Origin of the sequence: Azospirillum sp. TSO22-1, from assembly GCF_003116015.1 — a bacterium.
Taxonomy (GTDB): Bacteria; Pseudomonadota; Alphaproteobacteria; order Azospirillales; family Azospirillaceae; genus Azospirillum.
The window spans coordinates 22053-42550 of record NZ_LGQZ01000061.1; the positions used below are offsets into that span (position 1 = coordinate 22053).

The following is a 20498-nucleotide window of genomic DNA, read 5'->3' on the forward strand; positions in this document are numbered from 1 at the left end:
ATCGTGCCGGGTGTGCAATACCTTTGATTTGATGCGTTTCCTCAGCGTCGGAGGTGGGTGTTGAGCCCGGCGCGCAGACTCCCCGGCTTCCTCAGCTCGACCGCGCTCGGCCTCACCGGGGCGCTCGGGCTGCTGGTCTACATCGGCATGGGGCACGGGGTGGAGGCCCTGTGGAATCCGACGGGCGCGGTGATCGTCTCCGGCGGCATCGCGGTGGCGGCGCTGCTGGCGTTCCGCGTGCGCGAGCTGTGGGCGGCGCTGTCCGCCTTCGCCGCCATCTTCCGCGACGAGGACTCGATATCCTCCGACATCGAGGAGATCGTCGCTTTCGCCCGCCTCTGCCAGCGCGGCCAGGTGCAGCAGGCCGAGGCGCAGGGCGCCAAGGTGAGGAGCCCGTTCCTGCGCCTGGGCTTCCAGCTGATCGTCGATGCCGCCCCGGTCAATGACATCCTGCACGTGATGAACTGGCGCATCCAGAAGCTGATCGAGCAGGAGGCCGCGCAGGCCCGGCTGTTCCGCACGCTGGCCGGTCTGGCGCCGGCCTTCGGGCTGCTGGCGACGCTGGTCGGGCTGATCGGCATGATGGCGCAGCTGGGATCCGCCACCATCGCCCAGGTCGGCGAGCACATGTCGGTGGCGCTGGTCGCCACGCTGTACGGCGTGGTGCTCGCCAACGTCGTCTTCAAGCCGATCGCCATCAAGCTGGAGCAGCGCACGGCGCGCCGCGTGGCGATGCTGAACGTGCTGCTGGAAGGCATCCTCCTGGTGCGGCTCGGCCGCTCGCCGACGGTGGTCGCCGACGCGCTGGCCGAATTCGTCCGCGAACGCAGGGACGAGCTCCATGGCGCCACGTGAACCCGTCGAACTGCCGGCGGAGCGCGTCCGCATGCCGGCCGCCAACGCCGACGAGGACCAGGAGATCTGGCTGCTCAGCTACTCCGACCTGGTGACGCTGCTGTTCTCGGTGTTCGTCATGCTGCTGGCGATCACCACGCTGAAGGACCAGTTGCCGACCACGCCGCTGCCGCCCGACGCGCCGGCGATCACCGTGCCGGCGGCCTCCGCGGAGGAGGAACCCGCCCCATCGCCCGAGCCGGTACCCGTGCCGATCCGTGAGGATCCTCGCCCGCGCCTCGACCCCGACCAGGTGGCGGTGGAGGCGCCGGAACCGCTGATCGACCGCTGGCGGGCAAGGCTGTCGGCGTTGGGCGTGCCGCCGGGCGTGGCGGTCAGCGTGCGGCAGAACCGGGTGGGTATCGTCATCGGCGACGCCATCCTGTTCGCGCCGGGGCAGGTGGAGCTGTCCACCCCCGGCCGCGGCGTGCTGCGCCGCCTGCTGCCGGTGCTGCTGGCCGCCCCCGGCGAGATTGTGGTGGAGGGGCACACCGACGCCGTCCCGACCACCGGCGGCCGCTTCGCCTCCAACTGGGAGGTGTCCACCGCCCGCGCCTCCAGCGTCGTGCGCGCGCTGGTCGAGCTGGGCGTGCCGGCGCGCCGGCTGTCGGCGGTGGGCTACGCCGACACCCGGCCGATCGCGGTGGGCACCGATCCGGCGTCGAACGCGCGCAACCGGCGGGTGGCGATTTCCCTGCAGGCGAGCGAGCAGTAAAAGCCCTCCCCCGCCTCCGGCGGGGGAGGGTTGGGTGGGGGCAAGGTGTTTTCGCGAAGCCACTGCCCCCACCTGACCTCCCCCAGCGGGGCTGGGGGAGGGATCGCGTTCCCTCTTGAAAAGCGACCACCACCTGTCCGAACTACTACGCCGCAGCGCGCACCACGGCAGGCACACCCACCCATGGCGATGATCCTCATAGAGAACCTCGTGAAGCGCTTCGGCGCGTTCGCGGCGGTGGACGGCATCGGCTTCGCGGTCGAGCGCGGCACGGTGCTGGGCTTCCTCGGTCCCAACGGCGCCGGCAAATCCACCACCATGAAGATGATCACCGGCTTCCTGCCGCCCACGTCGGGCCGCGTGCGCGTCTGCGGCCACGACGTGCAGGCCGAGCCGCTGGCGGTCAAGCGCCGCATCGGCTACCTGCCCGAGGGCGCGCCCACCTACCCCGACATGACGCCGCTGGCCTTCCTGGAGTTTGTCGCCCGCGTCCGCGGCCTGAAGGGCCGGGCCGCCATAGACCGCGCGGTCGGGCGGACCGACCTCGGCGCCGTGCTGCACCAGCCCATCGACACGCTGTCCAAGGGCTACCGCCGCCGCGTCGGGCTGGCGCAGGCGATCCTGCACGACCCCGACGTGCTGATCCTCGACGAGCCGACCGACGGCCTCGACCCCAACCAGAAGCACGAGGTGCGCCGGCTGATCCGCGCCATGGCCGCCGACAAGGCGATCATCCTGTCCACCCACATCCTGGAGGAGGTGGAGGCGGTGTGCACCCGCGCCCTGATCATCGGCCGCGGCAAGGTGCTGGCGGAGGGTGCGCCGGACGGCGCCAGCTGGCGCTTCGGCGACCTGGAGGCGCCGCCCGGCGGCCTGGACGCCCTGTTCCGCCGCGTCACCTTGGGAGAGGCGGTATGACCGGCAATTTTGTTGGCACGGGCGCCATCTTCCGCCGCGAGCTGGCCGCCTATTTCGCCACGCCGGTGGCCTACGTGTTCATCGTCGGCTTCCTGCTGCTGGCGGGCGTCTCCACCTTCTACGTCGGCGGCCTGCTGGAGCGCGGGCAGGCCGACCTGCGGCCGTTCTTCCAGTCCCACCCCTGGCTCTACGTCGTGCTGATGCCGGCCGTCGCCATGCGCCTGTGGGCGGAGGAGCGGCGCGCCGGCACCATCGAGCTGCTGCTGACCCTGCCGGTGGACCTCGGCGCCGTGGTGGTGGGGAAGTTCCTGGCGGCCTGGGCCTTCACCGCGGTGGCGCTGGCGCTGACCGCGCCGGTGTGGCTGACCGTCAACGCGCTGGGCCATCCCGACAACGGCGTGGCGCTGGCCGGCTACGTCGGCAGCCTGCTGATGGCCGGCGGCTACTTGGCGGTGTGCGGCGCGCTGTCGGCGCTGACCCGCAACCAGGTGGTCGCCTTCGTGCTGGGCGTGGTGGCGTGCCTGCTGCTGACCGTGGCGGGCAGCCCGATCGTGCTGGACGCCGTGGCGGGATGGGCGCCGCGGGCGCTGATCGACGCGGTGGCGGGATTCAGCGTGCTGACCCGCTTCGCCGCCATCATGGACGGCGTCATCGACCTGCGCGACGTGGTGTTCTTTGCCTCGCTGATCGCGCTGGCGCTGTTCGCCAACGCGCTGGTCGTGGACCTGCGCAAGGGGGTGGGGTGATGAGCCGCTCCGCCCGTTCCCTGACCGCGCTGGCGCTTGCCGCCATCCTGTTCGTCGCGGTCAACGTGCTGGCGCAGAACACGCTGCGCGGCGCGCGTCTCGACCTGACCGCTGAGGCTCGGCACACGCTGTCGCCCGGCACGCTTAACCTGATTGGCGGCCTGCGCGAGCCGCTGGCGCTGACCCTGTACGTCTCCGCCTCGCTGGCCGACGAGATCCCGGCGCTGCGCACCCACGGCCAGCGCGTGCGCGAGCTGCTGGAGGAGATCGCGGCGCGCGCCGACGGCCGCGTGCGCCTGACCGTCATCGACCCGGAGCCCTATTCCGACGCCGAGGACCGCGCCGTCGAGGCCGGCCTGCAGCCGGTGCCGCTCGACCGCGCCACCGGGCGGCCGTTCTACCTGGGGCTGGTCGGCACCGACGGCACCGACCGGCAGGAGACCGTCCCCTTCCTCGACCCGGCGCGCGAGGCGTTCCTGGAGTACGACGTCACCAAGCTGCTGCACACGCTGACCGAGACGCGGAAGCCGGTGGTGGGCATCCTCACCGACATGCCCCTGGCCTTCGGCCCCGGCGGGCTGGCCGAGGCGATGCGCGGCGGCGCCAAGCCCTACGCGGTGTACCAGCAGCTGCGCGCGCTGTTCGACGTGCGGCTGCTGCAACCGACGCTCACCGCGGTGGATCCGGACGTGAGCGTGCTGCTGGTCGCCCGGCCCGCCGGCCTGTCGGACGACACGCTGCACGCCATCGACCAGTATGTCCTGAAGGGTGGCAAGGCGCTGCTGTTCGTCGATCCCTGGGCGGAGAGCGACCTCGACCACGGCGCCGACAAGGCCGCCACGCTGCCGGCGCTGTTCGACGCCTGGGGCCTGACCATGGACGCGGGGCGCTTCGTCGCCGACCCGCGCCTCGCCATCTCGGCCGGCACCGGGCGTCGCACCGTGCCGTACCCGGCGTGGCTGGCGCTGGGCGCCGAGGAACGCGACCGCGCCGACGTGGTCACGGCCGACCTCGGCATGATCAACGTCGCCACCGCGGGCAGCCTGGGTGCGCGCGACGGCACGGGGATCACCCTGGCGCCGCTTCTCACCTCCTCGCCGGCCGGGCAGCTGGCCGACGTGGCGCTGGTGGCCGGGCGGCCGGACCCGGAGAAGCTGCTGACCTCGCTGGCGCCGCAGGGCCGGGTGCAGGTGCTCGCCGCGCGGGTGAACGGCCGGCTGAGGACCGCCTTCCCCGCCCGCGACGGCGTCAAGGAGAGCACCGCCCCGGCCAACCTGATCGTCGTCGCCGACAGCGATCTGCTGGAGAACCGTTTCTGGACCGACGGGCGGCAGCCCTTCGCCGGCAACGGCGACTTCGTGGTCAACGCGGTGGAGAACCTCGCCGGCGGCGCCGACCTGATCGGGCTGCGCGGGCGCGCCGGCTCGACCCGGCCGTTCACGCTGGTGGAGGACCTGCGCCGCGCCGCCGGCCAGCAGGTGCTGGCGCACGAGCAGGAGCTGCGCCGCCGGCTCAATGACACGGAGCGGCGCCTGTCCGCCATCCAGGCCAAGGTGCCGCCCGGCTCCGGCACGCTGCTGCCGGCCGAGGAGCAGGCGGAGATCGACCGCTTCCGCGCCGAGGTGGCGCGCATTCGAAAGGAGCTGCGCGCCGTGCAGCACACCCTCAACCGCGACATCGAGCACCTGGAGGCGACGGTGAAGGCGGTCAACATCGCGGTGGTGCCGCTGGCGGTCGCGGTCGGCGCGGTCGGTCTCGCCGGCTGGCACGCGCGCCGCCGGGCGCGCCGGGTGCGGGAGTGAGCCGATGCGCACGCGATCCCTCCTCCTCCTGGCGGTATTGACCGCCGTCACTGTCGCCGCCGCCGGCTGGTCGGTGGCCGTCCGCAGCCGCACCGCGCCGGTGGTGGAAGGGCCGCTGGTCCCGGGCCTCGCCGCGCGGGTCAACGACGCCGCCCGGCTGGAGATCGTCGGCCAAGGCAGCCGCGTCACCATCGTCCGCACCGCCGGGGGCTGGGGCGTCGAGCAGAAGGACGGCTACCGCGCCGATCCCGACATGGTGAAGGCGCTGGTGCTCGCGGTCGCCAACGCCCGCGCGCTGGAGCCGCGCACCGCGCAGCCCGACCTCTACCCGCGCCTGCGCGTCGAGGATCCGGCGGCGCCCGGCGCCGCCTCCACCGGCGTGACGCTGCGCGCAACGGACGGCACGCCGCTCGCCGCGCTGGTCGTCGGCAAGCCGGCCGCCGCACCGGGCACGCTCTACGCCCGGCGGGCGGGGGAGGGGCCGTCCTGGCTGGTCAAGGCCGACCTCGCCGTCGAGACCGACCCGCTGCGCTGGATCGACGCCGCGCTGCCCCGGGTGCCGCGCGACGCGGTGGCGTCGGTGGAGATCCGCCAGCCGGACGGCCGCGCCGTGGTCATTCAGCGCGACGCGCCGGACAAGCCGTTCGCCGCGTCGGTGCCCGCCATCCCGGCGCTGATCGATGAGACGGTGGACGCGATGGCGCAGCTCGTCCCGCAGGACGTGGCGAAGGCCGGCCCGGCGCCGGACGCGGTCGTCACGACGGTGCGCCGTTTCGACGGCACGGCTGTGGTGCTGCGCACCGTCCGGCGCGACGGTCAGGCCTGGGTGATGTTCGAGGACAAGCCGGGCTGGCGGTTCCGGGTGTTCGACGTGCCCGGCCGCGCTCTGACCCGCACGCCCGGGGACTTCGCGGAGGGAAAGTCGTGAGACAGGCCACCACCACGCTGCCGGTCGGGACCCGCGGCCAGGGTCTCGTGGAGATCACCGCCCCGGTCGCCCGCTGGCTGTCTGGCACCGGGATCGGCACCGGGCTGCTGACGCTGTTCTGCCGGCACACCTCGGCGTCCCTGGTCATCCAGGAGAACGCCGACCCCGACGTGCGCACCGACCTGGAGCGCTTCTTCAAGCGCCTGGTGAAGGAGGACCCGTCGCTCTACGACCACACCCTGGAGGGGCCGGACGACATGCCGGCCCACATCCGCGCGGCGCTGACCGCGGTGCAGTTGTCCATCCCGGTGGTCGGGGGGCGGATGGCGCTCGGCACGTGGCAGGGGATCTACCTGTTCGAGCACCGGGCGCGCCCACATGGGCGCGAGGTGGTGGCGCACGTGATCGGGGAGTGAGGCCGCCGCCTCACCCCGCCGTCGCCGCCACCCCCGAGGCCTGCCGCAGCCGCTCCAGCAGCGTCTTCGTGGCGAAGCCGTCCGGCACGGCGCCGATGCTCTTCTGGAAGCGGCGCACCGCGTTGCGCGTGTTCGCCCCGACGATGCCGTCCGCCGTGCCCGGCTCGAAGCCCAGGGCGGCGAGGCGTTCCTGCAGCTCGATGCGCTCGTCGCGGCTCAGCGCCGGCTCGTGGCGCGGCCAGGAGGCCTGGATGCCGGGGCGCCCGCTCATGCGGTCGGCCAGCAGCGCCACCGCCAGCGCGTAGCTGGTGGACGGGTTGTACTTCATGATGGCGCGGAAGTTCTCGCGCACCAGGAACGCCGGCCCGGCCGCCCCCGCCAGCAGCAGCACCGAGGCGTTGCCGTCGCCCGCCAGCTCCGCGCCGTCCAGCGGCCGCACGCCGAGGCGCCGCCACTCCGCCACCGGCTTGGACACCGTCAGCTCCGCCTGCTCGTACGGGAAATCGGCGGGCAGGGTGACCTCCTCGCCCCAGCGCTCGCCGGTGCGCCAGCCGTTGGCCAGCACGAACTTGGCGGTGGAGGCGAAGACGTCCGGCAGGCTGCCCCAGATGTCGCGCTTGCCGTCGCCGTCCTCGTCGATGGCGTGCTTGAGGAAGATGGTCGGCATGAACTGCGTCATGCCCATGGCGCCGGCCCAGGAGCCGCTCATCCGTTCCGGCGCGATGTCGCCGCTGTCGAGGATCTTCAGCGCCGCCAGCAGCTCGGTGCGGAAGTAGGCGGCGCGGCGGCCCTTGTAGGCCAGCGTGGTCAGCGCGTCGACCACCGGGAAGCCGCCGGTCTCGCGCCCGAAGTCGGTCTCGATGCCCCAGAACGCCACCAGGATCTCCGTCGGCACGCCGGCGCGCGCCGAGATGCGCTTCAGCAGCGCGCCGTTCTGCTGGATCTTCTCCCGCCCGTTGCGCACGCGATTTTCGTTCACCGCGCTGTCCAGGTACTGCCAGGGCTGGCGGGCGAACTCCGGCTGGCTGGAGTCCAGCTCGATGACGCGGTCGCGCAACTGCACGCGGGCGAAGGCGCGGTCGAAGGTGGCCGGGCGGATGCCTTGGGCCAGCGCCTCGGTGCGCAGGCCGGCCAGCCAGTCCTGGAAGCTCAGCGGCTGCTGCGCCGTGGGTGCGGCGATGACCGTGTCGGCCGGGGTGGCGGTGGTGACCGGGTTCGCGTTGGTGGTCTGGCAGCCGGCCAGGAGCGCGGCGGCGAGCAGGACGCGGAGGGAATGCTTCATGGAGGGAAACACGCTGGACAGGGGACCGGAAGGGATGCCCGCGCAAGGTAGGCGCGCACGCCGCCGGGCTCAACCGCGAAAGCGTCTGGAGCGTTGAAGGTCCTCGGCGAAGTCGTGAACAAAACTTGAACGAACCAGGCCGGAACCCCATATCTAAGGCCGTTCCGCAACGATCCGAAAGCCACGCTGGGGCGGCCCTCGACGCCGGCCCCGGGAGGAAACCCATGCCGTACTTTCCCATCATCGAGCTGACGCCGCAGGTGTCCATGCTGCTGGCGCGCGGCGCCTTGCAGCTGAACCCCGGCCAGTGGGTGCGGGGGGAGAAGGGCCGCGGCCGTTACCTGCGCACCGACCCGCGCACGGGCGTCACCTACATCAGCTGGGTGCGCCCGGACGACGACTGGCGGACGGCCGCCGACCGTTTCCACCGCGCCTGCCGCAAGGGCTTCATCGGCAGGTACCGCCCTCTCTACGAGGCCGAGAAGGCGCGCCGCGAGATGGCGCGCCAACTCGCCGAACTGAACCGCCAGGAGGCCGAGCCGGAACTGGCGTTCTGACGCGGCGGTGAAGGGCTCGGCTCAGGCCAGCCCCTTCACCCACCCGACGATCGTGTCCGACGCCGCGCTCCCGGCCGAGAAATGGTCGCCCGACACCTCGACGTAGCGCGAGCGCGGGTTGGCCGGCAGCCGGTCGAACACCGACGGCTTGCCCCAGGCGAGGCCGGGGTCGCCGGTGCCGACCACGTAAAGCACCGGGATGTTCGACACCAGCGGCGCCATGCGCGGCATCTCGGCGTCGCCCTCGGGGTCGAAATAGCTGAGGTAGGCGTCGGCCCGCATGCGCACGGTCAGCGACTTGCCCTGGTTCTCGTCGTTGAAGCCGCGCACCTCCGCCCCCTTGCCGGAGGCCACCAGGGCGCGCGCCTCCTCGATGCTGTCGCGCACCGCGCCGCCCTTGCTGATCCAGCGCGAGGGCAGATGACCGGGGGAGACCAGGCACAGCGCGTCCACGTCGCGCCGGCGCGCGGCGTAGGACAGCGCGGCGCACGCCCCCAGGCTCTGCCCCACCAGCACGACCTTGGCCGAGCCGCGGCGCAGCGCCGCCACCTCCGCCCCGATCTCGCCGAGCGCGTCGTTCCAGGTGCCCTCGATGTAGCGGCTTTCCGCCCAGGGCAGCGTCGGTTCGCGCAGGTCGACCCAGGCGGTGCGCAGGCCTTCCGACACGGCGCGCAGAGGCCCGCGCGGCGGGCGCCCGCCCTTGCCGTGCAGCAGCACCGCACCGACCCCCGAGGCGGCGCCCGCGGCCGGCGCGGCAAGGCCCGCCGCCAGGGCAAGCGCGAGGGCTTGGCGGCGTGACAGGGTGCTCGACATGGGTGGATCCTCCCGCGATGGCCGATGCGCCAGTATGGCGCATTCACGACCGCCGCGCAGCCACGTTCAGGCTGGTGGGCGGATCGTCCGTTGTGCCAGCCGTTACAGTCGGTTACACGGCGTGGGCTTGGCCGACATGAAGCGGTTACACGGCCGGCCTAGGGTCAAGGGCATGACCTCAACGCATAGCGCGAGCCCCTAGCCATGTCCGCCGCCCTCCGCACCGTGTCCCGCACCATCGTCACGCCGGTAACCATCGTTCTGTTCGTCGTCTCGACCGTCACCGGCATCATGCTGCTGCTGCATTGGCAGGCCGGGCTGGTGCGTTTCTCGCACGAGTGGCTGAGCATCGCCTTCTCCGCCATCGCGGTCTGGCACCTGGTGCGGAACTGGACGGCCTTCATCCAGTATTTCCGGCGCAACCTGGCGCTGGGGGCGTTCGCCGTCAGCCTGATCGCCTCGGTGGTCATCACCGGGATGACCGGCGCTCCCTCGTCGAACGCCAACCCCGGCGCCATCTTCCGCGCCCTGTCCGCGTCCACCCTGGAGACGGCGGCCCCGGCGCTGGGCCTGACGCCCGCCGCCGCCATCCAGACGCTGAAGACCGCCAACATCGACGCCGCCGCCAGCGAGACGCTCACCCAGATCGGCGCCAAGGCCGGCATGAACGGGGCGGGGGTCGCCTCGCTCCTGGTGACCAGGCAGCGCCGCTCCTAGGAACCCCGGCGCGGCCACTCCCGTTGGCCCTTCGGACGGGCAGGGAGGGGCAGGGTTGGAAAGCGCAACGCCGATCCGCATCGGCACCGCCGGGTGGAGCGTCCCGAAGGCCGTCGCCGACCGCTTCCCCGGCGCCGGCACGCACCTCGAGCGCTACGCCCGTGCGCTGCCCTGCGTGGAGATCAACAGCTCCTTCTACCGCCCGCACAAGCCGGAGACCTACGCGCGCTGGGCCGCCTCGGCGCCGGCCGGCTTCCGCTTCGCGGTCAAGGTGCCGAAGGCGATCACCCACGTCCGCCGCCTCAACAACGCCGCCGACCTGCTGGACCGCTTCCTGGGCGAGGCGGGGGAGTTGGGCGACCGGCTCGGGCCGCTGCTGGTGCAGCTGCCGCCGAGCGGCCGTTTCGATCCGGACGTGGCGTCCGCCTTCTTCGAGGAGTTGCGCGCCCGCTTCGACGGCGACGTGGTGTGCGAGCCGCGCCACGCCTCCTGGTTCACCGGCCCGGCCGGGCGGCTGCTGGTGGAGCACCGCGTCGCCCGCGTCGCCGCCGACCCGGCTCCGGTGCCGGAGGCCGCCGATCCGGGCGGCTGGGACGGGTTGCTGTACTGGCGCCTGCACGGCTCGCCGGAGATCTACCATTCCCCGTACCCGCCCGCCGAGCTGGAGCGCGTCGCCGCCACCCTGGCCGCCGAGGCGGCGCGCCGGCCGGCATGGTGCATCTTCGACAACACCGCGCTCGGCCACGCCACGGCGGACGCGCTGACGGTGCTCTCCCGGCTGACGGCCCGGCTGGCGGGTTGACAGCGGGGGCGTGCCCGCGCTCCCATGTTGGCCAACAAAACAATTGGCAGGGAGTACCAGCGCATGGCCACCGCCCATCCCATCGACCCGCAGGGTGAACGCGGCTTCACCGTCGAGGCCTCGTCCATGAAGTTCGGGCCGGGCATGCTGGCCGAGCTGGGCATGGACGCGCGGAACCTGCGCCTGCAGCGCGTGGCGCTGTTCACCGACCCGCACGTGGCGGACACCGAGCCGGCCCGCCGCGCGCTTGATTCGCTGAAGCGCGAGGGGGTGGACGCGGTGGTCTTCGACCGCTGCCGGGTCGAGCCGACCAGCGCCTCCTTCCTGGAGGCCGCCGACTTCGCCCGCGACGGCAAGTTCGACGGCTTCATCTCCATCGGCGGCGGCTCGGTGATCGACACGGCCAAGGCGGCCAACCTCTACGCCACGCACCCCGCGGATTTTCTGGCCTACGTCAACAAGCCGCTGGGCGAGGGGCGCCCGGTGCCCGGCCCGGTGAAGCCGCACATCGCGTGCCCCACCACCTGCGGCACCGGCAGCGAGACGACCGGCGTGGCGATCTTCGACCACGTCGAGATGAAGGTGAAGACCGGCATCTCGTCGAAGTTCCTGCGCCCGACCATGTCGGTGGTGGACCCGACGACCACCTACAGCCTGCCGCCCGGCGTGGTGGCGGCGACCGGCTTCGACGTGCTGACGCACGCCATCGAGTCGCACACCGCGCGCCCCTACCGCAGCCGCCCGCGCCCGGCCACCAGCGCCGAGCGCCCGCCCTACCAGGGCGCCAACCCCTGGTCGGACATGGGCAGCCTGCAGGCGATCCGCCTGGGCGGCCTGTACCTGGAGCGCGCGGTCAACGACCCGGACGACCACGAGGCGCGCGACGGCCTGATGTGGGGCGCCACGCTGGCCGGTCTGGCCTTCGGCAACGCCGGGGTGCACATCCCGCACGCCATGTCCTACTCGGTGGCCGGCATGAACCACAGCTTCGTGGCGCTGGGCTACGAGAAGGCCGACCCGATGGTGCCGCACGGCATCTCGGTGGTCCTCAACGCGCCGGCCGCCTTCCGCTTCACCGGCCCGGCCGCTCCCGAGGCGCACCGCCGCGCCGCCGAGGCGCTGGGCGCCGACGTGCGCGCCGCCGCGCCCGACGAGGCCGGCGCCGTTCTCGCCACCCGGCTGGTCGAACTGATGCGCGCGACGCACCTGCCGAACGGGCTGTCGGCGCTCGGCTACGGTTCGGACGACATTCCCGGTCTGGTCAGGGGCGCCATGGCGCAGCAGCGCCTGCTCTCCATCGCGCCATGCCCGGTGGGCGAGGACGACCTGCGCGGGCTGTACGCCGACGCGATGCGCTATTGGTGACCTGAGCCCCACGGAAGCGTCCCGAGCGATCTTTTTCTTCGGCTGGAGGTCTATCCGGGCTCCGTGAGCGTTCTTTCCATTGGGGACGGACGCATCGCGGTGTCGCCATGAAAATCGTCATCTTCGGACTCACCATCAGTTCCTCCCGGGGCAACGGCCACGCCACGCTGTGGCGCGGCATGATCAAAGCGCTGGCGCATCGGGGGTACCGGGTGGTGTTCTTCGAGCGCGACGTGCCCCACCACGCCGAGCACCGCGACTGCTGGGAGATCCCCGGCTGCGACCTGGTGCTCTATCCGGATTGGGGCGGCATCGCCAAACACGCCGAGACGCAGGTCGCCGACGCCGACGTGGCGATGGTCACCTCCTGTTGCCCGGACGGGGTGGCGGCGTCGGACTTGGTGCTGGGCTCCAAGGCGCAGCGCCGGGTCTTCTACGACCTCGACACGCCGGCTACCCTGGCGTGGCTGACGGCCGGCGAGCGGCCGGCCTACCTGCCGCCGGACGGGCTGGGCGGCTTCGACCTCGTGCTGAGCTGCACCGGCGGGCGGGCGCTGACCGAACTGCGCGAGCGCCTCGGCGCCAGGGTCGCGGTGCCGCTGTACGGCTGGGCGGACCCGGAGGTGCACCGGCCCGTGCCGATGGTCGGGACCTACATGGCCGATCTGTCCTACCTCGGCACCTACGCCGAGGACCGGCAGGAGACGCTGGAGCGCCTGTTCCTCGATCCGGCACGCCGGCTGCCGCGGCGGCGCTTCGTCATCGGCGGCGCGCAGTATCCGCACGACTTCCCGCGGACGCCCAACCTGTTCTTCGTCCGCGACCTGCCGCCCGGCGAGCACGCCGCCTTCTTCTGCTCCTCGCGCTTCACGCTGAACGTCACGCGCGGCGCCATGAAGCGCATGGGCTGGTGCCCGTCCGGCCGGCTGTTCGAGTCGGCGGCCTGCGGCGTGCCGATCATCTCCGATTCTTTCGACGGGCTCGACAGCTTCTTCGAGCCGGGTCACGAGATCCTGGTGGCGCGCGAGACCGACGACGTGACGACGGCGCTGGCCCTGCCGCGCGCCCACGTGGAGCAGATGGCCCGCCGGGCGCGCGCTCGCGCGCTGGCCGAGCACACCGCCGACCGCCGCGTCATCGACCTGCGCAACGCCCTGGAAACCGCCGGCAAGCGGGCGGGAGGGATGTGATGGCCGGCGCTCTTCTGCTCTTCCCGTCCATGCTGCGCGGCACGCAGGAGGTGGAGCCGGTGGAACCCGGTTATCCCTTCAGCGCGGCGGAGCACTTCGAACGCCCGGGTTACCCGCGCATGGCTTTTATCGAAAATAAACGCTGCGGCGACGAGACCAACCGGCGGGTCCCGAACCGGGCCTGCGCCGAGGCGATGTCGCGCTTGGCCGGGGGCCAGGTGATCGGCCATCCGGACGAGGAGGTCGTCGTCTGCCGTGTCGGCGAGCGCTCGCGCCGGGCGGTGCCGGTCTATCCGACGCGTGGGGCTTGATGAGGGGGCGGGGAATGATCGAAGCGGTGATGCTCTGGAAAGAGCGGAACAACAAGTCCCTCCGGGGCGTCCTGATCGATCCGGCGCGGGCGCTGGCGCTGTCTCCCGCCGTGGTGCGGTGAGCCCATGGCGCTCACCGTCCTCAACGTCGCGTCCCCCTTCGTTCCGGTTGGCCATGAGGAGGCCGGTGGAGCGGAGGCGGCGGTGGCTGCCCTCGACGCCGCGCTGGTCCGCGCCGGCCACCGCTCGCTGGTGATCGGCCCGGACGGTTCGCGCGCAGCCGGGGAGTTGATCGCACTGCCTCCGGTGCGGGGGAACCTCGACGACCGGGCGCGCGCCGCGGTGAACCGCCGGGTGTGCGCCATGGTCGCCGACACGGTCGGCCGTGCGCCGGTCGACTTGGTGCACCTGCACGGCGCCGACTTCCACGACCACCTGCCGCCGCCCGGCGTGCCGGTGCTGGTGACCCTGCACCGGCCGCTCGACGCCTACCCGCCCGCCGTCCTGGCCCCGGCCCGGCCGGCGACGTGGCTGCACGGCGTCTCGGCGGCGCAGCGGCCGCCGGCCGGGGTGCGCCTGCTGCCGCCGCTGGAACCCGGCGTGGCGGTGGACCGGCTGGCGATCCGCGTGCCGAAGCGGCGCTTTGCCGTGGTGCTCGGCCGCGTGACGCCGGAGTCCGGGATGCATCTGGCGCTCGACGCCGCGGCGATGGCCGAGATGCAGATCCTGCTGGCCGGCGAACTGCGCCCGCTGCCGGAGAACCAGGACTATTTCCGCGCCGAGATCCAGCCGCGCCTGGACGGCCGGCGCCGCTACCTGGGCGTCATCGGCTTTGCGCGCAAGCGCTGGCTGCTCAGCTCCGCCCGCTGCCTGCTGGTACCGGGCGGCGAGAGGGAGATCCGCGCGGTGGCGGCGCGGGAGGCGCTGGCCTGCGGCACCCCGGTGGTGGGGTTCGCGCACGGGCCGCTGGCCGGGGTGATCGAGCCGGGGGTGACCGGCTTCCTGGTGAACGACGTGCCGGAGATGGCCGAGGCGATCGCCGCCGCCGAACGCCTCGACCCCGACGCCTGCCGCGCCGCCGCCCGCACCCGCCATTCCGAGGAACGCATGGTGGCGCGGTATCTCGCGCTGTACGAGCAGCTGGCGGTGGGGGAGGCGCGGGCGGCGGGGGTGGCCTAACCGAGGATCTTCCCCATCGCCACATGATCGGCGAAGCGCCCGTCGATGAGGGCGTAGCGCCGGCACACCGCCTCCTCCTGGAAGCCGCACGCCGCGTAGAAGCGGCGCGCCCGCACGTTGGGGCCAAGCACCCACAGCGAGAGCCGGTGCGCGCCGAGCCCGCGCGCCCAGGTCTCGGCCGCCGCCATCAGCCGCTTGCCGACGCCGCTGGCCCAGTACTCCCGCCGCACCGCCATGCCGAGGCTGGCCTCGTGCGCGGTGCGCCGCGACCCGCCGAACCACACCGAGACGGTGCCGGCCAGCTCCGCCCCGACCGCCGCCCCGACCGGGGCCACGATGGTCGTGCGTTGCGGGTCCAGCCGCTGCCCGGCCAGGAAGCGGCGCGCCGCGGTGGCCGTGGTCAGCCCTTCCGCCGCGGTGCGCATCAGGAACGGGGTCTCCCGCCGCACCGCCTGATCGTAGGCGGCGTAGGCCGCGGCGTCGCCGGTCTGCGCCTCGCGCACCGTCAGGCCGGCGAGCGGCGCCGGCGGCAGGGAATCCAGCAGCAGCGGCCCCCACTCCGGCACGCCGGCCGGGCCGAGGTCCTTCGCCATCACGATTTCATCGCAGAAGATGCCGCCGAAGCGCAGGGCGTCGCGCAGCCGTCCCTCGTCGCGATAACCCAGGCGGCGGTACAGCGCATGCGCTCGCTGGTTGGGCGCGGCCACCGTCAGCTCCAGCCGGTGCAGGCCGCGGCCGCGCGCCCAGGCCTCGGCCTCCGCCAGCAGCCGGGTGCCGGCGCCGCGCCCCTGCTGTTGCGGCAGGACGCCGAGCGCCACCGTCGCCACGCCGCAGTTCCTTTGGAAGCGTCCGCCGGTGGCGGTCAGCGTGCCGGCCGGGCGGCCGCCTATCTCCGCCACCAGCAGCGCGTTGAGGCCGGTGCCCAGGAACGCCGCGAGGTCCTCCGCCGGGTTGGCGCCGCCGTGCCAGGACGGCCGCTCGCCGGCGGCGTGCAGCGTGTAGGGGGACGCGGCGTTCACCGCCTCCGTCAGGGCCAGGAGGGCGCGCGCCTCGTCGGGGCGGGCGGGGTGTGTGGCGATCACAGTGGGCATGCGCCCATTACACCCGCAGGGCAGGGCGGACGCAAAGCGCGTTGTCGGCCTGCCGCCGCCCGGCTATCGTCCGGCCCGCAAAAATCAGGGAGAGACACCGCATGCCCACCGTCACCATCCGCCCGGCCGTGGAGGCCGACGCCGCGACCATCCTCGGCTTCGTCAGGGAACTGGCGGAGTTCGAGCGCGAGCCACACGCGGTGAAGGCCACCGTGGACGACGTGCGCCGCGACGGCTGGGGACCGGACGCGGTGTTCGAGGCGCTGATGGCCGAGCTGGACGGTGTGCCGGTCGGCTTCGCGCTGACCTTCCGCAACTACTCGACCTGGGAAGGCCGCGCCGGCCTGTTCGTCGAGGATCTGTACGTGCAGCCGCACGCCCGGAAGTACGGCGTGGGCCGCACGCTGCTGGCCGCGGTGGCGCGGCGCGCCGTCGAGCGCGGCTGCAAGCGGGTGGACCTCAGCGTGCTGAACTGGAACCCGGCGCGCGGCTTCTACGACCGCATCGGCTTCAAGCAGATGGAGGAATGGCTGCCGTACCGCCTGACGGGGGAAGCGCTGCACGCGCTGGCGAAGGAGGCCTGACAGCCCGGCTTTCGGTGGATCTCCGCGCCTGCGTCGCACGCGCGGAAGGGGGCGCTGTAACCGCTGAACCATCCAGAGGAAGCGGTGCCGCGCCCACCGCATCGCTTCCCGGGAATCACGCCGCCTCTTCGAGGGCCGGCATCTCGACCAGACGGGCATAACCGTCGCGCTCGTCGCGCAGGGTCAGCAGCAGGTCGCCCAGGCTGTCGCGGACGAACGCATCGTCCTGGGTACCCAGCTTTTCCTTGGTAATCCGAATGAACTCATCCAAAAGCGCCATGTGGGTCAGGGAAGCGGACTGAACGCGGCGGTTGGCGGAAGAGTAGGCCATCGGAAAGCTCCATCGGTGGGTGTGCGTCGATGAAGCCATTAAGCGGTCAGAACAGTTAACGACTTACTAACAAGCCTAGGCGACGGGTCGTATCTTGGGAATTACTCCGCTGAGCAAAGTCGTATATTGAACGATTACTCATAGGTGGTAACCCTATCCGGTCTACGCCGCCTCCTCCAGGCGTTCCATCGCGCGCAGCCACGCCCGGCCGATCAGCGGCTGGGTGAGGGATTCCAAGGACTCCGGCTCGTGCTCGTCGGGGTCCGGCCCCTCCATCAGCATCATGCCCTCGCCGCCCGGGCCAAGGATGGTCCAGCCGCGCGCCAGCATCTCCGCCACGCGGTTGCGCGCGATGTGAGCCTTAACGGTTTCCGTGACGGTGTCCGCAGCGAACGAGCCCATGGCAGCCTCCGGCGTTAACAACCTTCCCCTGGACTGTGCCGGAGTTCGCGGAACGTTTCAAGAACAATGTTCGCGGCCCCCTTGCCGGGATCCCGCAATCGGGCAAGATAGAAGCCCGGAACGCCAGCCACCGGGAACGCCAGCCATGTCAGGCCCGAACACGCGCATCGAGACGGATTCCTTCGGCCCCATCGAGGTTCCGGCCGACCGCTACTGGGGCGCGCAGACGCAGCGCTCGCTGCAGAACTTCCGCATCGGCGGGGAACGCATGCCGCCGCCGCTGGTCCGCGCGCTGGGCATCCAGAAGAAGGCGGCGGCGCAGGCCAACATGGTGCTGGGTGCGCTCGACCCGAAACTCGGCCGCGCCATCTGCGACGCGGCGGAGGAGGTGGTGGACGGCACGCTGCTCGACCACTTCCCGCTGGTGGTCTGGCAGACCGGCTCCGGCACCCAGAGCAACATGAACGCCAACGAGGTGATCTCCAACCGTGCCATCGAGCTGCTGGGCGGCGAGAAGGGCTCGAAGACGCCGATCCACCCGAATGACCACGTCAACATGGGGCAGTCGTCCAACGACAGCTTCCCCACCGCCATGCACGTCGCCGCGGTCGAGCAGATCCACCACGAGCTGATCCCGGCGCTGGAGCACATGGCCGGCGTGCTGGAGGACAAGGTCCGCGCCTTCGCCGACATCGTCAAGATCGGCCGCACCCACCTGCAGGACGCCACGCCGCTGACGCTGGGGCAGGAGTTCTCCGGCTACGCCGCGCAGGTGCGCTTCGGCATCGACCGGCTGCGCGCCTGCCTGCCGCGGCTGTACCAGCTGGCGCAGGGCGGCACCGCGGTCGGCACCGGGCTGAACGCGCGGAAGGGCTTCGCCGAGGAGTTCGCCCGGCAGGTCGCCGACATCACCGGCCTGCCGTTCGTCCCCGCCGCCAACACATTCGAGGCGCTGGCGACTCACGACGCGCTGGTCGAGGCGCACGGCATGCTGAACACCATCGCCGTGTCCTTCATGAAGATCGCCAACGACATCCGCCTGCTCGGCTCCGGCCCGCGCTGCGGCATCGGCGAACTGCTACTGCCGGAGAACGAGCCCGGCTCCTCCATCATGCCCGGCAAGGTCAACCCGACGCAGTCCGAGGCGATGACCATGGTTGCGGCGCAGGTGATGGGCAACCACACCGCGGTGACGGTGGCCGGCGCCACCGGGCATTTCGAGCTGAACGTCTTCAAGCCGGTGATCGCCTACAACGTGCTGCAGTCGATCCGCCTGCTGGCCGACGCTGCGGTGAGCTTCACCGACAACGCGCTCGTTGGCGTCGAGCCGAACCGCGAGCGCATCGCGAAGCTGATGAACGACAGCCTGATGCTGGTCACCGCGCTCAACCCGCACATCGGTTACGACAACGCCGCGAAGATCGCCAAGAAGGCGCACAAGGAGGGCTCGACGCTCAAGGAGGCCGGCGTGGCGCTGGGCCTGCTGACCGCGGAGCAGTTCGACCAGTGGGTCCGGCCGGAGACGATGATCGGGCCGCGGTGATGTGGTAGACGGGAGCATGAAGAAACGCTCCGTCCTCATCGCCGGCCACCCCACCAGCGTCTCGCTGGAGGAGGAGTTCTGGGACGCGCTGAAGGCCGAGGCGGCGGCGCGCGGCGTCTCGGTCAACGCGCTGATCGAGGAGATCGACGCCGGCCGCGCCGGCAACCTGTCCAGCGCCGTCCGCGTCTTCATCCTGATCGAGCTGCAACGCCGCCTTGCCGCCGGGGCGTGAGCGGTCTACACCCGGGGCGTTGCCGCTTCACAGAGGGCGCCCGTGCCGTCCGACGCCACCCCGCTCGACCTCATCGCCTTCGTCTGGTTCCTCGGCGCCTGGACCGCCTTCACGCTGGTCCAGGACTACCTGCTGACGGGCCGCGTCGCCGTCAACCAGCATCTGACGCTGATCCGCAGCGCCTGGATGGAGCGCATGCTGGAGCGCGACAACCGCATCATGGACTCGCAGCTGGTCGGCCACACCATGAACAGCTGCACCTTCTTCGCCTCGACGACCATGCTGGTGCTGGCCGGCCTCGTCGGCTCCTTCGGCGCCATCGAGCGGGTGCACGAGATCATGGGCGGGCTGTCCTTCACCGTCCGCACCTCGCGCGAGCTGCTGGAGATCAAGGTGCTGGTGCTGATGGGCATCTTCGTCTTTGGTTTCTTCAAGTTCACCTGGGCGCTGCGCCAGTACAATTACTGCTGCGCGCTGATCGGTTCGGCGCCGCTGCCGCCGGTGCCGGAGGCTGAGCGCAAGGCCATGGCCGGCAACATCGCCGCCGCCATGACGCTGGCGGTGAAGGCGTTCAACGGGGGCCTGCGCGCCTACTACTTCGCGTTGGCGGCGCTGGCGTGGTTCATCCACCCCGGGGTGCTGATCGCGGCGACCGCCTTCGTGCTGGCGGTCCTGATCCGCCGCCAGGCCTTCTCGCGGACCGAGCGGGTCATCTCCGCCCAGGCCGACGCGCTGGAGCGCGGTGTGACAAAACAATAACGCATACGAATTATCCGTTCTACCACCTTTCCGTCCTTCCCCGCCGCGCCCATAGTCCCTTTCCTAGGGTCCGGACGTTCCAGCGGGGAAGACAGCATGAGCCTTGAGGACTTTCGCCAGACCGCCGCCCCGGCCGCGGCACCGGCCGGTGCCGGCTTTCCGCGCGCCGACGAGGTGCGCATCGTCGATGCGGCGCGGGTGGCTGGCTGGCTGTGGGCGGGTTGGGCCGACATGCGCGCGGCCGGCTGGGTCAGCCCGGCCTACGGCGCCATGTTCGTGGTCATCGGCTTCGCGCTCACCGCGGGCCTGACCATGCTGGACATGGCCTACCTGATCGCGCCGATGATCGGCGCCTTCCTGCTGGTGTCGCCGCTGCTGACGCTGGGGCTCTACCAGGTGTCGAAGGACGTGGAGGAGGGGCGGCGGCCGAGCTTCTGGCGGGCGCTGTGCGCGTGGCGGGCCAACCCGTACCACATCCTCACCGCCGGCCTCGTGCTGATGCTGTTCATGATGATCTGGGTGCGGCTCAACGTCATCGCCTTCGCGCTGTTCTTCCCCTACGTGTCGATGAGCTTCGCCAGCCTGCTGGAGCAGACCTTCACGCTGCAGGGGATGTTCTTCACGGCGTTCATCACCGCGCTGGGCTTCGCCTTCGCCAGCGTCGCCTTCGTCACCAACGTCACCGCGCTGCCGATGATGCTCGACCGGCCGGAGGACATCTTCAGCGCCGCGCTGGTGTCGATCATCGCGGTGGTGAAGAACCCGCGCGTGATGGCGCTGTGGGCGGCGTTGATCGTGCTGGTGACCGGCATCGGCATGGCCACGGCCTTCGTCGGCCTCGCCGTCGCGCTGCCGCTGATCGGGCACGCCAGCTGGCACGCCTACCGCGACCTGGTGATCCGGCCGGGCGAGACGGCCTGA

Annotated in this window: 24 protein-coding genes; 19 read left to right on the plus strand and 5 right to left on the minus strand. The window is 71.8% G+C overall.

What is annotated here, in order from left to right; genetic code table 11:
• Positions 1–60: 60 nt before the first annotated feature.
• From TSO221_RS16290 to TSO221_RS16320, 7 genes are all read left to right on the plus strand, one after another.
• Positions 61–855 carry a MotA/TolQ/ExbB proton channel family protein gene (locus tag TSO221_RS16290; protein WP_247878079.1) on the plus strand — a complete coding sequence of 265 codons (795 nt, stop codon included), beginning with the start codon at positions 61–63 and terminating at the stop codon, positions 853–855.
• The gene (locus TSO221_RS16295) at positions 842–1609 is read left to right on the plus strand and encodes an OmpA family protein (RefSeq protein ID WP_109119568.1); all 768 of its coding nucleotides are present in this window, start codon (positions 842–844) and stop codon (positions 1607–1609) included. Before TSO221_RS16290 ends, TSO221_RS16295 begins: the two co-directional genes overlap by 14 nt.
• A 183-nt stretch (positions 1610–1792) precedes the next feature.
• Positions 1793–2527 carry an ATP-binding cassette domain-containing protein gene (locus TSO221_RS16300; RefSeq protein ID WP_199229499.1) on the plus strand — a complete coding sequence of 245 codons (735 nt, stop codon included), beginning with the start codon at positions 1793–1795 and terminating at the stop codon, positions 2525–2527.
• The gene (locus TSO221_RS16305) at positions 2524–3273 is read left to right on the plus strand and encodes an ABC transporter permease subunit (RefSeq protein WP_109119569.1); all 750 of its coding nucleotides are present in this window, start codon (positions 2524–2526) and stop codon (positions 3271–3273) included. Before TSO221_RS16300 ends, TSO221_RS16305 begins: the two co-directional genes overlap by 4 nt.
• Positions 3273–5075, plus strand: a complete 1803-nt coding sequence (locus TSO221_RS16310) for a Gldg family protein (protein WP_109119570.1) — start codon at positions 3273–3275, stop codon at positions 5073–5075. Before TSO221_RS16305 ends, TSO221_RS16310 begins: the two co-directional genes overlap by 1 nt.
• A gap of 4 nt (positions 5076–5079) precedes the next feature.
• On the plus strand, positions 5080–6003 hold the full coding sequence (locus tag TSO221_RS16315; protein ID WP_109119571.1) for a DUF4340 domain-containing protein: 924 nt from the start codon (positions 5080–5082) through the stop codon (positions 6001–6003).
• Entirely contained in the window at positions 6000–6419 is a 420-nt protein-coding gene (locus TSO221_RS16320; RefSeq protein WP_109119572.1) for a secondary thiamine-phosphate synthase enzyme YjbQ, read from the plus strand. Before TSO221_RS16315 ends, TSO221_RS16320 begins: the two co-directional genes overlap by 4 nt.
• A gap of 10 nt (positions 6420–6429) precedes the next feature.
• On the opposite strand, the gene TSO221_RS16325 is transcribed toward TSO221_RS16320, so the two are convergent.
• Positions 6430–7701 (minus strand): lytic murein transglycosylase, encoded by a 1272-nt coding sequence (locus tag TSO221_RS16325; protein ID WP_109119573.1) that lies wholly within the window; start codon positions 7699–7701, stop codon positions 6430–6432.
• A 224-nt stretch (positions 7702–7925) separates the two neighbouring features.
• Here TSO221_RS16325 and TSO221_RS16330 point away from each other — a divergent pair, with 224 nt between their 5' ends.
• The gene (locus TSO221_RS16330; protein WP_109119574.1) at positions 7926–8258 is read left to right on the plus strand and encodes a hypothetical protein; all 333 of its coding nucleotides are present in this window, start codon (positions 7926–7928) and stop codon (positions 8256–8258) included.
• 21 nt (positions 8259–8279) lie between these two features.
• On the opposite strand, the gene TSO221_RS16335 is transcribed toward TSO221_RS16330, so the two are convergent.
• The gene (locus tag TSO221_RS16335) at positions 8280–9071 is read right to left on the minus strand and encodes an alpha/beta hydrolase (RefSeq protein ID WP_109119575.1); all 792 of its coding nucleotides are present in this window, start codon (positions 9069–9071) and stop codon (positions 8280–8282) included.
• A gap of 204 nt (positions 9072–9275) precedes the next feature.
• On the opposite strand from TSO221_RS16335, the gene TSO221_RS16340 reads away from it, so the two are divergent.
• The 6 genes from TSO221_RS16340 to TSO221_RS16365 all read left to right on the plus strand — a co-directional run bounded on the left by TSO221_RS16340 (position 9276) and on the right by TSO221_RS16365 (position 14635).
• Positions 9276–9788, plus strand: coding sequence for a DUF4405 domain-containing protein (locus tag TSO221_RS16340; protein ID WP_109119576.1), 513 nt, complete (start codon positions 9276–9278; stop codon positions 9786–9788).
• Between the two features lie 55 nt (positions 9789–9843).
• Positions 9844–10590, plus strand: coding sequence for a DUF72 domain-containing protein (locus TSO221_RS16345; RefSeq protein WP_109119577.1), 747 nt, complete (start codon positions 9844–9846; stop codon positions 10588–10590).
• Positions 10591–10653: 63 nt separating this feature from the next.
• Complete coding sequence (locus TSO221_RS16350) at positions 10654–11955, plus strand: hydroxyacid-oxoacid transhydrogenase (protein ID WP_109119578.1); 1302 nt, start codon at positions 10654–10656, stop codon at positions 11953–11955.
• A 107-nt stretch (positions 11956–12062) separates the two neighbouring features.
• The gene (locus TSO221_RS16355) at positions 12063–13145 is read left to right on the plus strand and encodes a glycosyltransferase (RefSeq protein WP_109119579.1); all 1083 of its coding nucleotides are present in this window, start codon (positions 12063–12065) and stop codon (positions 13143–13145) included.
• Positions 13145–13456, plus strand: a complete 312-nt coding sequence (locus TSO221_RS16360) for a hypothetical protein (RefSeq protein ID WP_109119580.1) — start codon at positions 13145–13147, stop codon at positions 13454–13456. Before TSO221_RS16355 ends, TSO221_RS16360 begins: the two co-directional genes overlap by 1 nt.
• 126 nt (positions 13457–13582) lie before the next feature.
• Positions 13583–14635, plus strand: a complete 1053-nt coding sequence (locus tag TSO221_RS16365) for a glycosyltransferase (RefSeq protein ID WP_109119581.1) — start codon at positions 13583–13585, stop codon at positions 14633–14635.
• Here TSO221_RS16365 and TSO221_RS16370 read toward each other — a convergent pair.
• Positions 14632–15726: a GNAT family N-acetyltransferase gene (locus tag TSO221_RS16370; RefSeq protein ID WP_109119582.1), complete on the minus strand. Its 1095-nt coding sequence runs from the start codon at positions 15724–15726 to the stop codon at positions 14632–14634. The genes TSO221_RS16365 and TSO221_RS16370 overlap by 4 nt on opposite strands.
• 101 nt (positions 15727–15827) lie before the next feature.
• Here TSO221_RS16370 and TSO221_RS16375 point away from each other — a divergent pair, with 101 nt between their 5' ends.
• Entirely contained in the window at positions 15828–16310 is a 483-nt protein-coding gene (locus tag TSO221_RS16375) for a GNAT family N-acetyltransferase (RefSeq protein WP_109119583.1), read from the plus strand.
• A 115-nt stretch (positions 16311–16425) separates the two neighbouring features.
• On the opposite strand, the gene TSO221_RS16380 is transcribed toward TSO221_RS16375, so the two are convergent.
• Entirely contained in the window at positions 16426–16641 is a 216-nt protein-coding gene (locus tag TSO221_RS16380) for a hypothetical protein (RefSeq protein ID WP_109119584.1), read from the minus strand.
• Between the two features lie 162 nt (positions 16642–16803).
• Positions 16804–17043 (minus strand): hypothetical protein, encoded by a 240-nt coding sequence (locus TSO221_RS16385; RefSeq protein WP_109119585.1) that lies wholly within the window; start codon positions 17041–17043, stop codon positions 16804–16806.
• 145 nt (positions 17044–17188) lie between these two features.
• Here TSO221_RS16385 and fumC point away from each other — a divergent pair, with 145 nt between their 5' ends.
• From fumC to TSO221_RS16405, 4 genes are all read left to right on the plus strand, one after another.
• A complete protein-coding gene (gene fumC / locus TSO221_RS16390) occupies positions 17189–18586 on the plus strand; it encodes a class II fumarate hydratase (RefSeq protein ID WP_109119586.1) in 1398 nt (465 codons plus the stop codon).
• Between the two features lie 16 nt (positions 18587–18602).
• A complete protein-coding gene (locus TSO221_RS16395) occupies positions 18603–18818 on the plus strand; it encodes a ribbon-helix-helix domain-containing protein (protein WP_109119587.1) in 216 nt (71 codons plus the stop codon).
• Positions 18819–18860: 42 nt separating this feature from the next.
• A complete protein-coding gene (locus tag TSO221_RS16400; protein WP_109119588.1) occupies positions 18861–19577 on the plus strand; it encodes a DUF599 family protein in 717 nt (238 codons plus the stop codon).
• 96 nt (positions 19578–19673) lie between these two features.
• A complete protein-coding gene (locus TSO221_RS16405; RefSeq protein ID WP_109119589.1) occupies positions 19674–20498 on the plus strand; it encodes a DUF2189 domain-containing protein in 825 nt (274 codons plus the stop codon).

Excerpts from the sequence above, each read along its gene's own strand:
- TSO221_RS16295 (WP_109119568.1), top strand. The coding sequence starts at position 842 with ATGGCGCCACGTGAACCCGTCGAACTGCCGGCGGAGCGCGTCCGCATG.
- TSO221_RS16300 (WP_199229499.1), top strand. The coding sequence starts at position 1,793 with ATGGCGATGATCCTCATAGAGAACCTCGTGAAGCGCTTCGGCGCGTTC.
- TSO221_RS16305 (WP_109119569.1), top strand. The coding sequence starts at position 2,524 with ATGACCGGCAATTTTGTTGGCACGGGCGCCATCTTCCGCCGCGAGCTG.
- TSO221_RS16310 (WP_109119570.1), top strand. The coding sequence starts at position 3,273 with ATGAGCCGCTCCGCCCGTTCCCTGACCGCGCTGGCGCTTGCCGCCATC.
- TSO221_RS16315 (WP_109119571.1), top strand. The coding sequence starts at position 5,080 with ATGCGCACGCGATCCCTCCTCCTCCTGGCGGTATTGACCGCCGTCACT.
- TSO221_RS16325 (WP_109119573.1), bottom strand. The coding sequence starts at position 7,701 with ATGAAGCATTCCCTCCGCGTCCTGCTCGCCGCCGCGCTCCTGGCCGGC.
- TSO221_RS16330 (WP_109119574.1), top strand. The coding sequence starts at position 7,926 with ATGCCGTACTTTCCCATCATCGAGCTGACGCCGCAGGTGTCCATGCTG.
- TSO221_RS16335 (WP_109119575.1), bottom strand. The coding sequence starts at position 9,071 with ATGTCGAGCACCCTGTCACGCCGCCAAGCCCTCGCGCTTGCCCTGGCG.
- TSO221_RS16340 (WP_109119576.1), top strand. The coding sequence starts at position 9,276 with ATGTCCGCCGCCCTCCGCACCGTGTCCCGCACCATCGTCACGCCGGTA.
- TSO221_RS16350 (WP_109119578.1), top strand. The coding sequence starts at position 10,654 with ATGGCCACCGCCCATCCCATCGACCCGCAGGGTGAACGCGGCTTCACC.
- TSO221_RS16355 (WP_109119579.1), top strand. The coding sequence starts at position 12,063 with ATGAAAATCGTCATCTTCGGACTCACCATCAGTTCCTCCCGGGGCAAC.
- TSO221_RS16360 (WP_109119580.1), top strand. The coding sequence starts at position 13,145 with ATGGCCGGCGCTCTTCTGCTCTTCCCGTCCATGCTGCGCGGCACGCAG.
- TSO221_RS16365 (WP_109119581.1), top strand. The coding sequence starts at position 13,583 with ATGGCGCTCACCGTCCTCAACGTCGCGTCCCCCTTCGTTCCGGTTGGC.
- TSO221_RS16370 (WP_109119582.1), bottom strand. The coding sequence starts at position 15,726 with ATGCCCACTGTGATCGCCACACACCCCGCCCGCCCCGACGAGGCGCGC.
- TSO221_RS16375 (WP_109119583.1), top strand. The coding sequence starts at position 15,828 with ATGCCCACCGTCACCATCCGCCCGGCCGTGGAGGCCGACGCCGCGACC.
- TSO221_RS16380 (WP_109119584.1), bottom strand. The coding sequence starts at position 16,641 with ATGGCCTACTCTTCCGCCAACCGCCGCGTTCAGTCCGCTTCCCTGACC.
- TSO221_RS16385 (WP_109119585.1), bottom strand. The coding sequence starts at position 17,043 with ATGGGCTCGTTCGCTGCGGACACCGTCACGGAAACCGTTAAGGCTCAC.
- fumC (WP_109119586.1), top strand. The coding sequence starts at position 17,189 with ATGTCAGGCCCGAACACGCGCATCGAGACGGATTCCTTCGGCCCCATC.
- TSO221_RS16395 (WP_109119587.1), top strand. The coding sequence starts at position 18,603 with ATGAAGAAACGCTCCGTCCTCATCGCCGGCCACCCCACCAGCGTCTCG.
- TSO221_RS16405 (WP_109119589.1), top strand. The coding sequence starts at position 19,674 with ATGAGCCTTGAGGACTTTCGCCAGACCGCCGCCCCGGCCGCGGCACCG.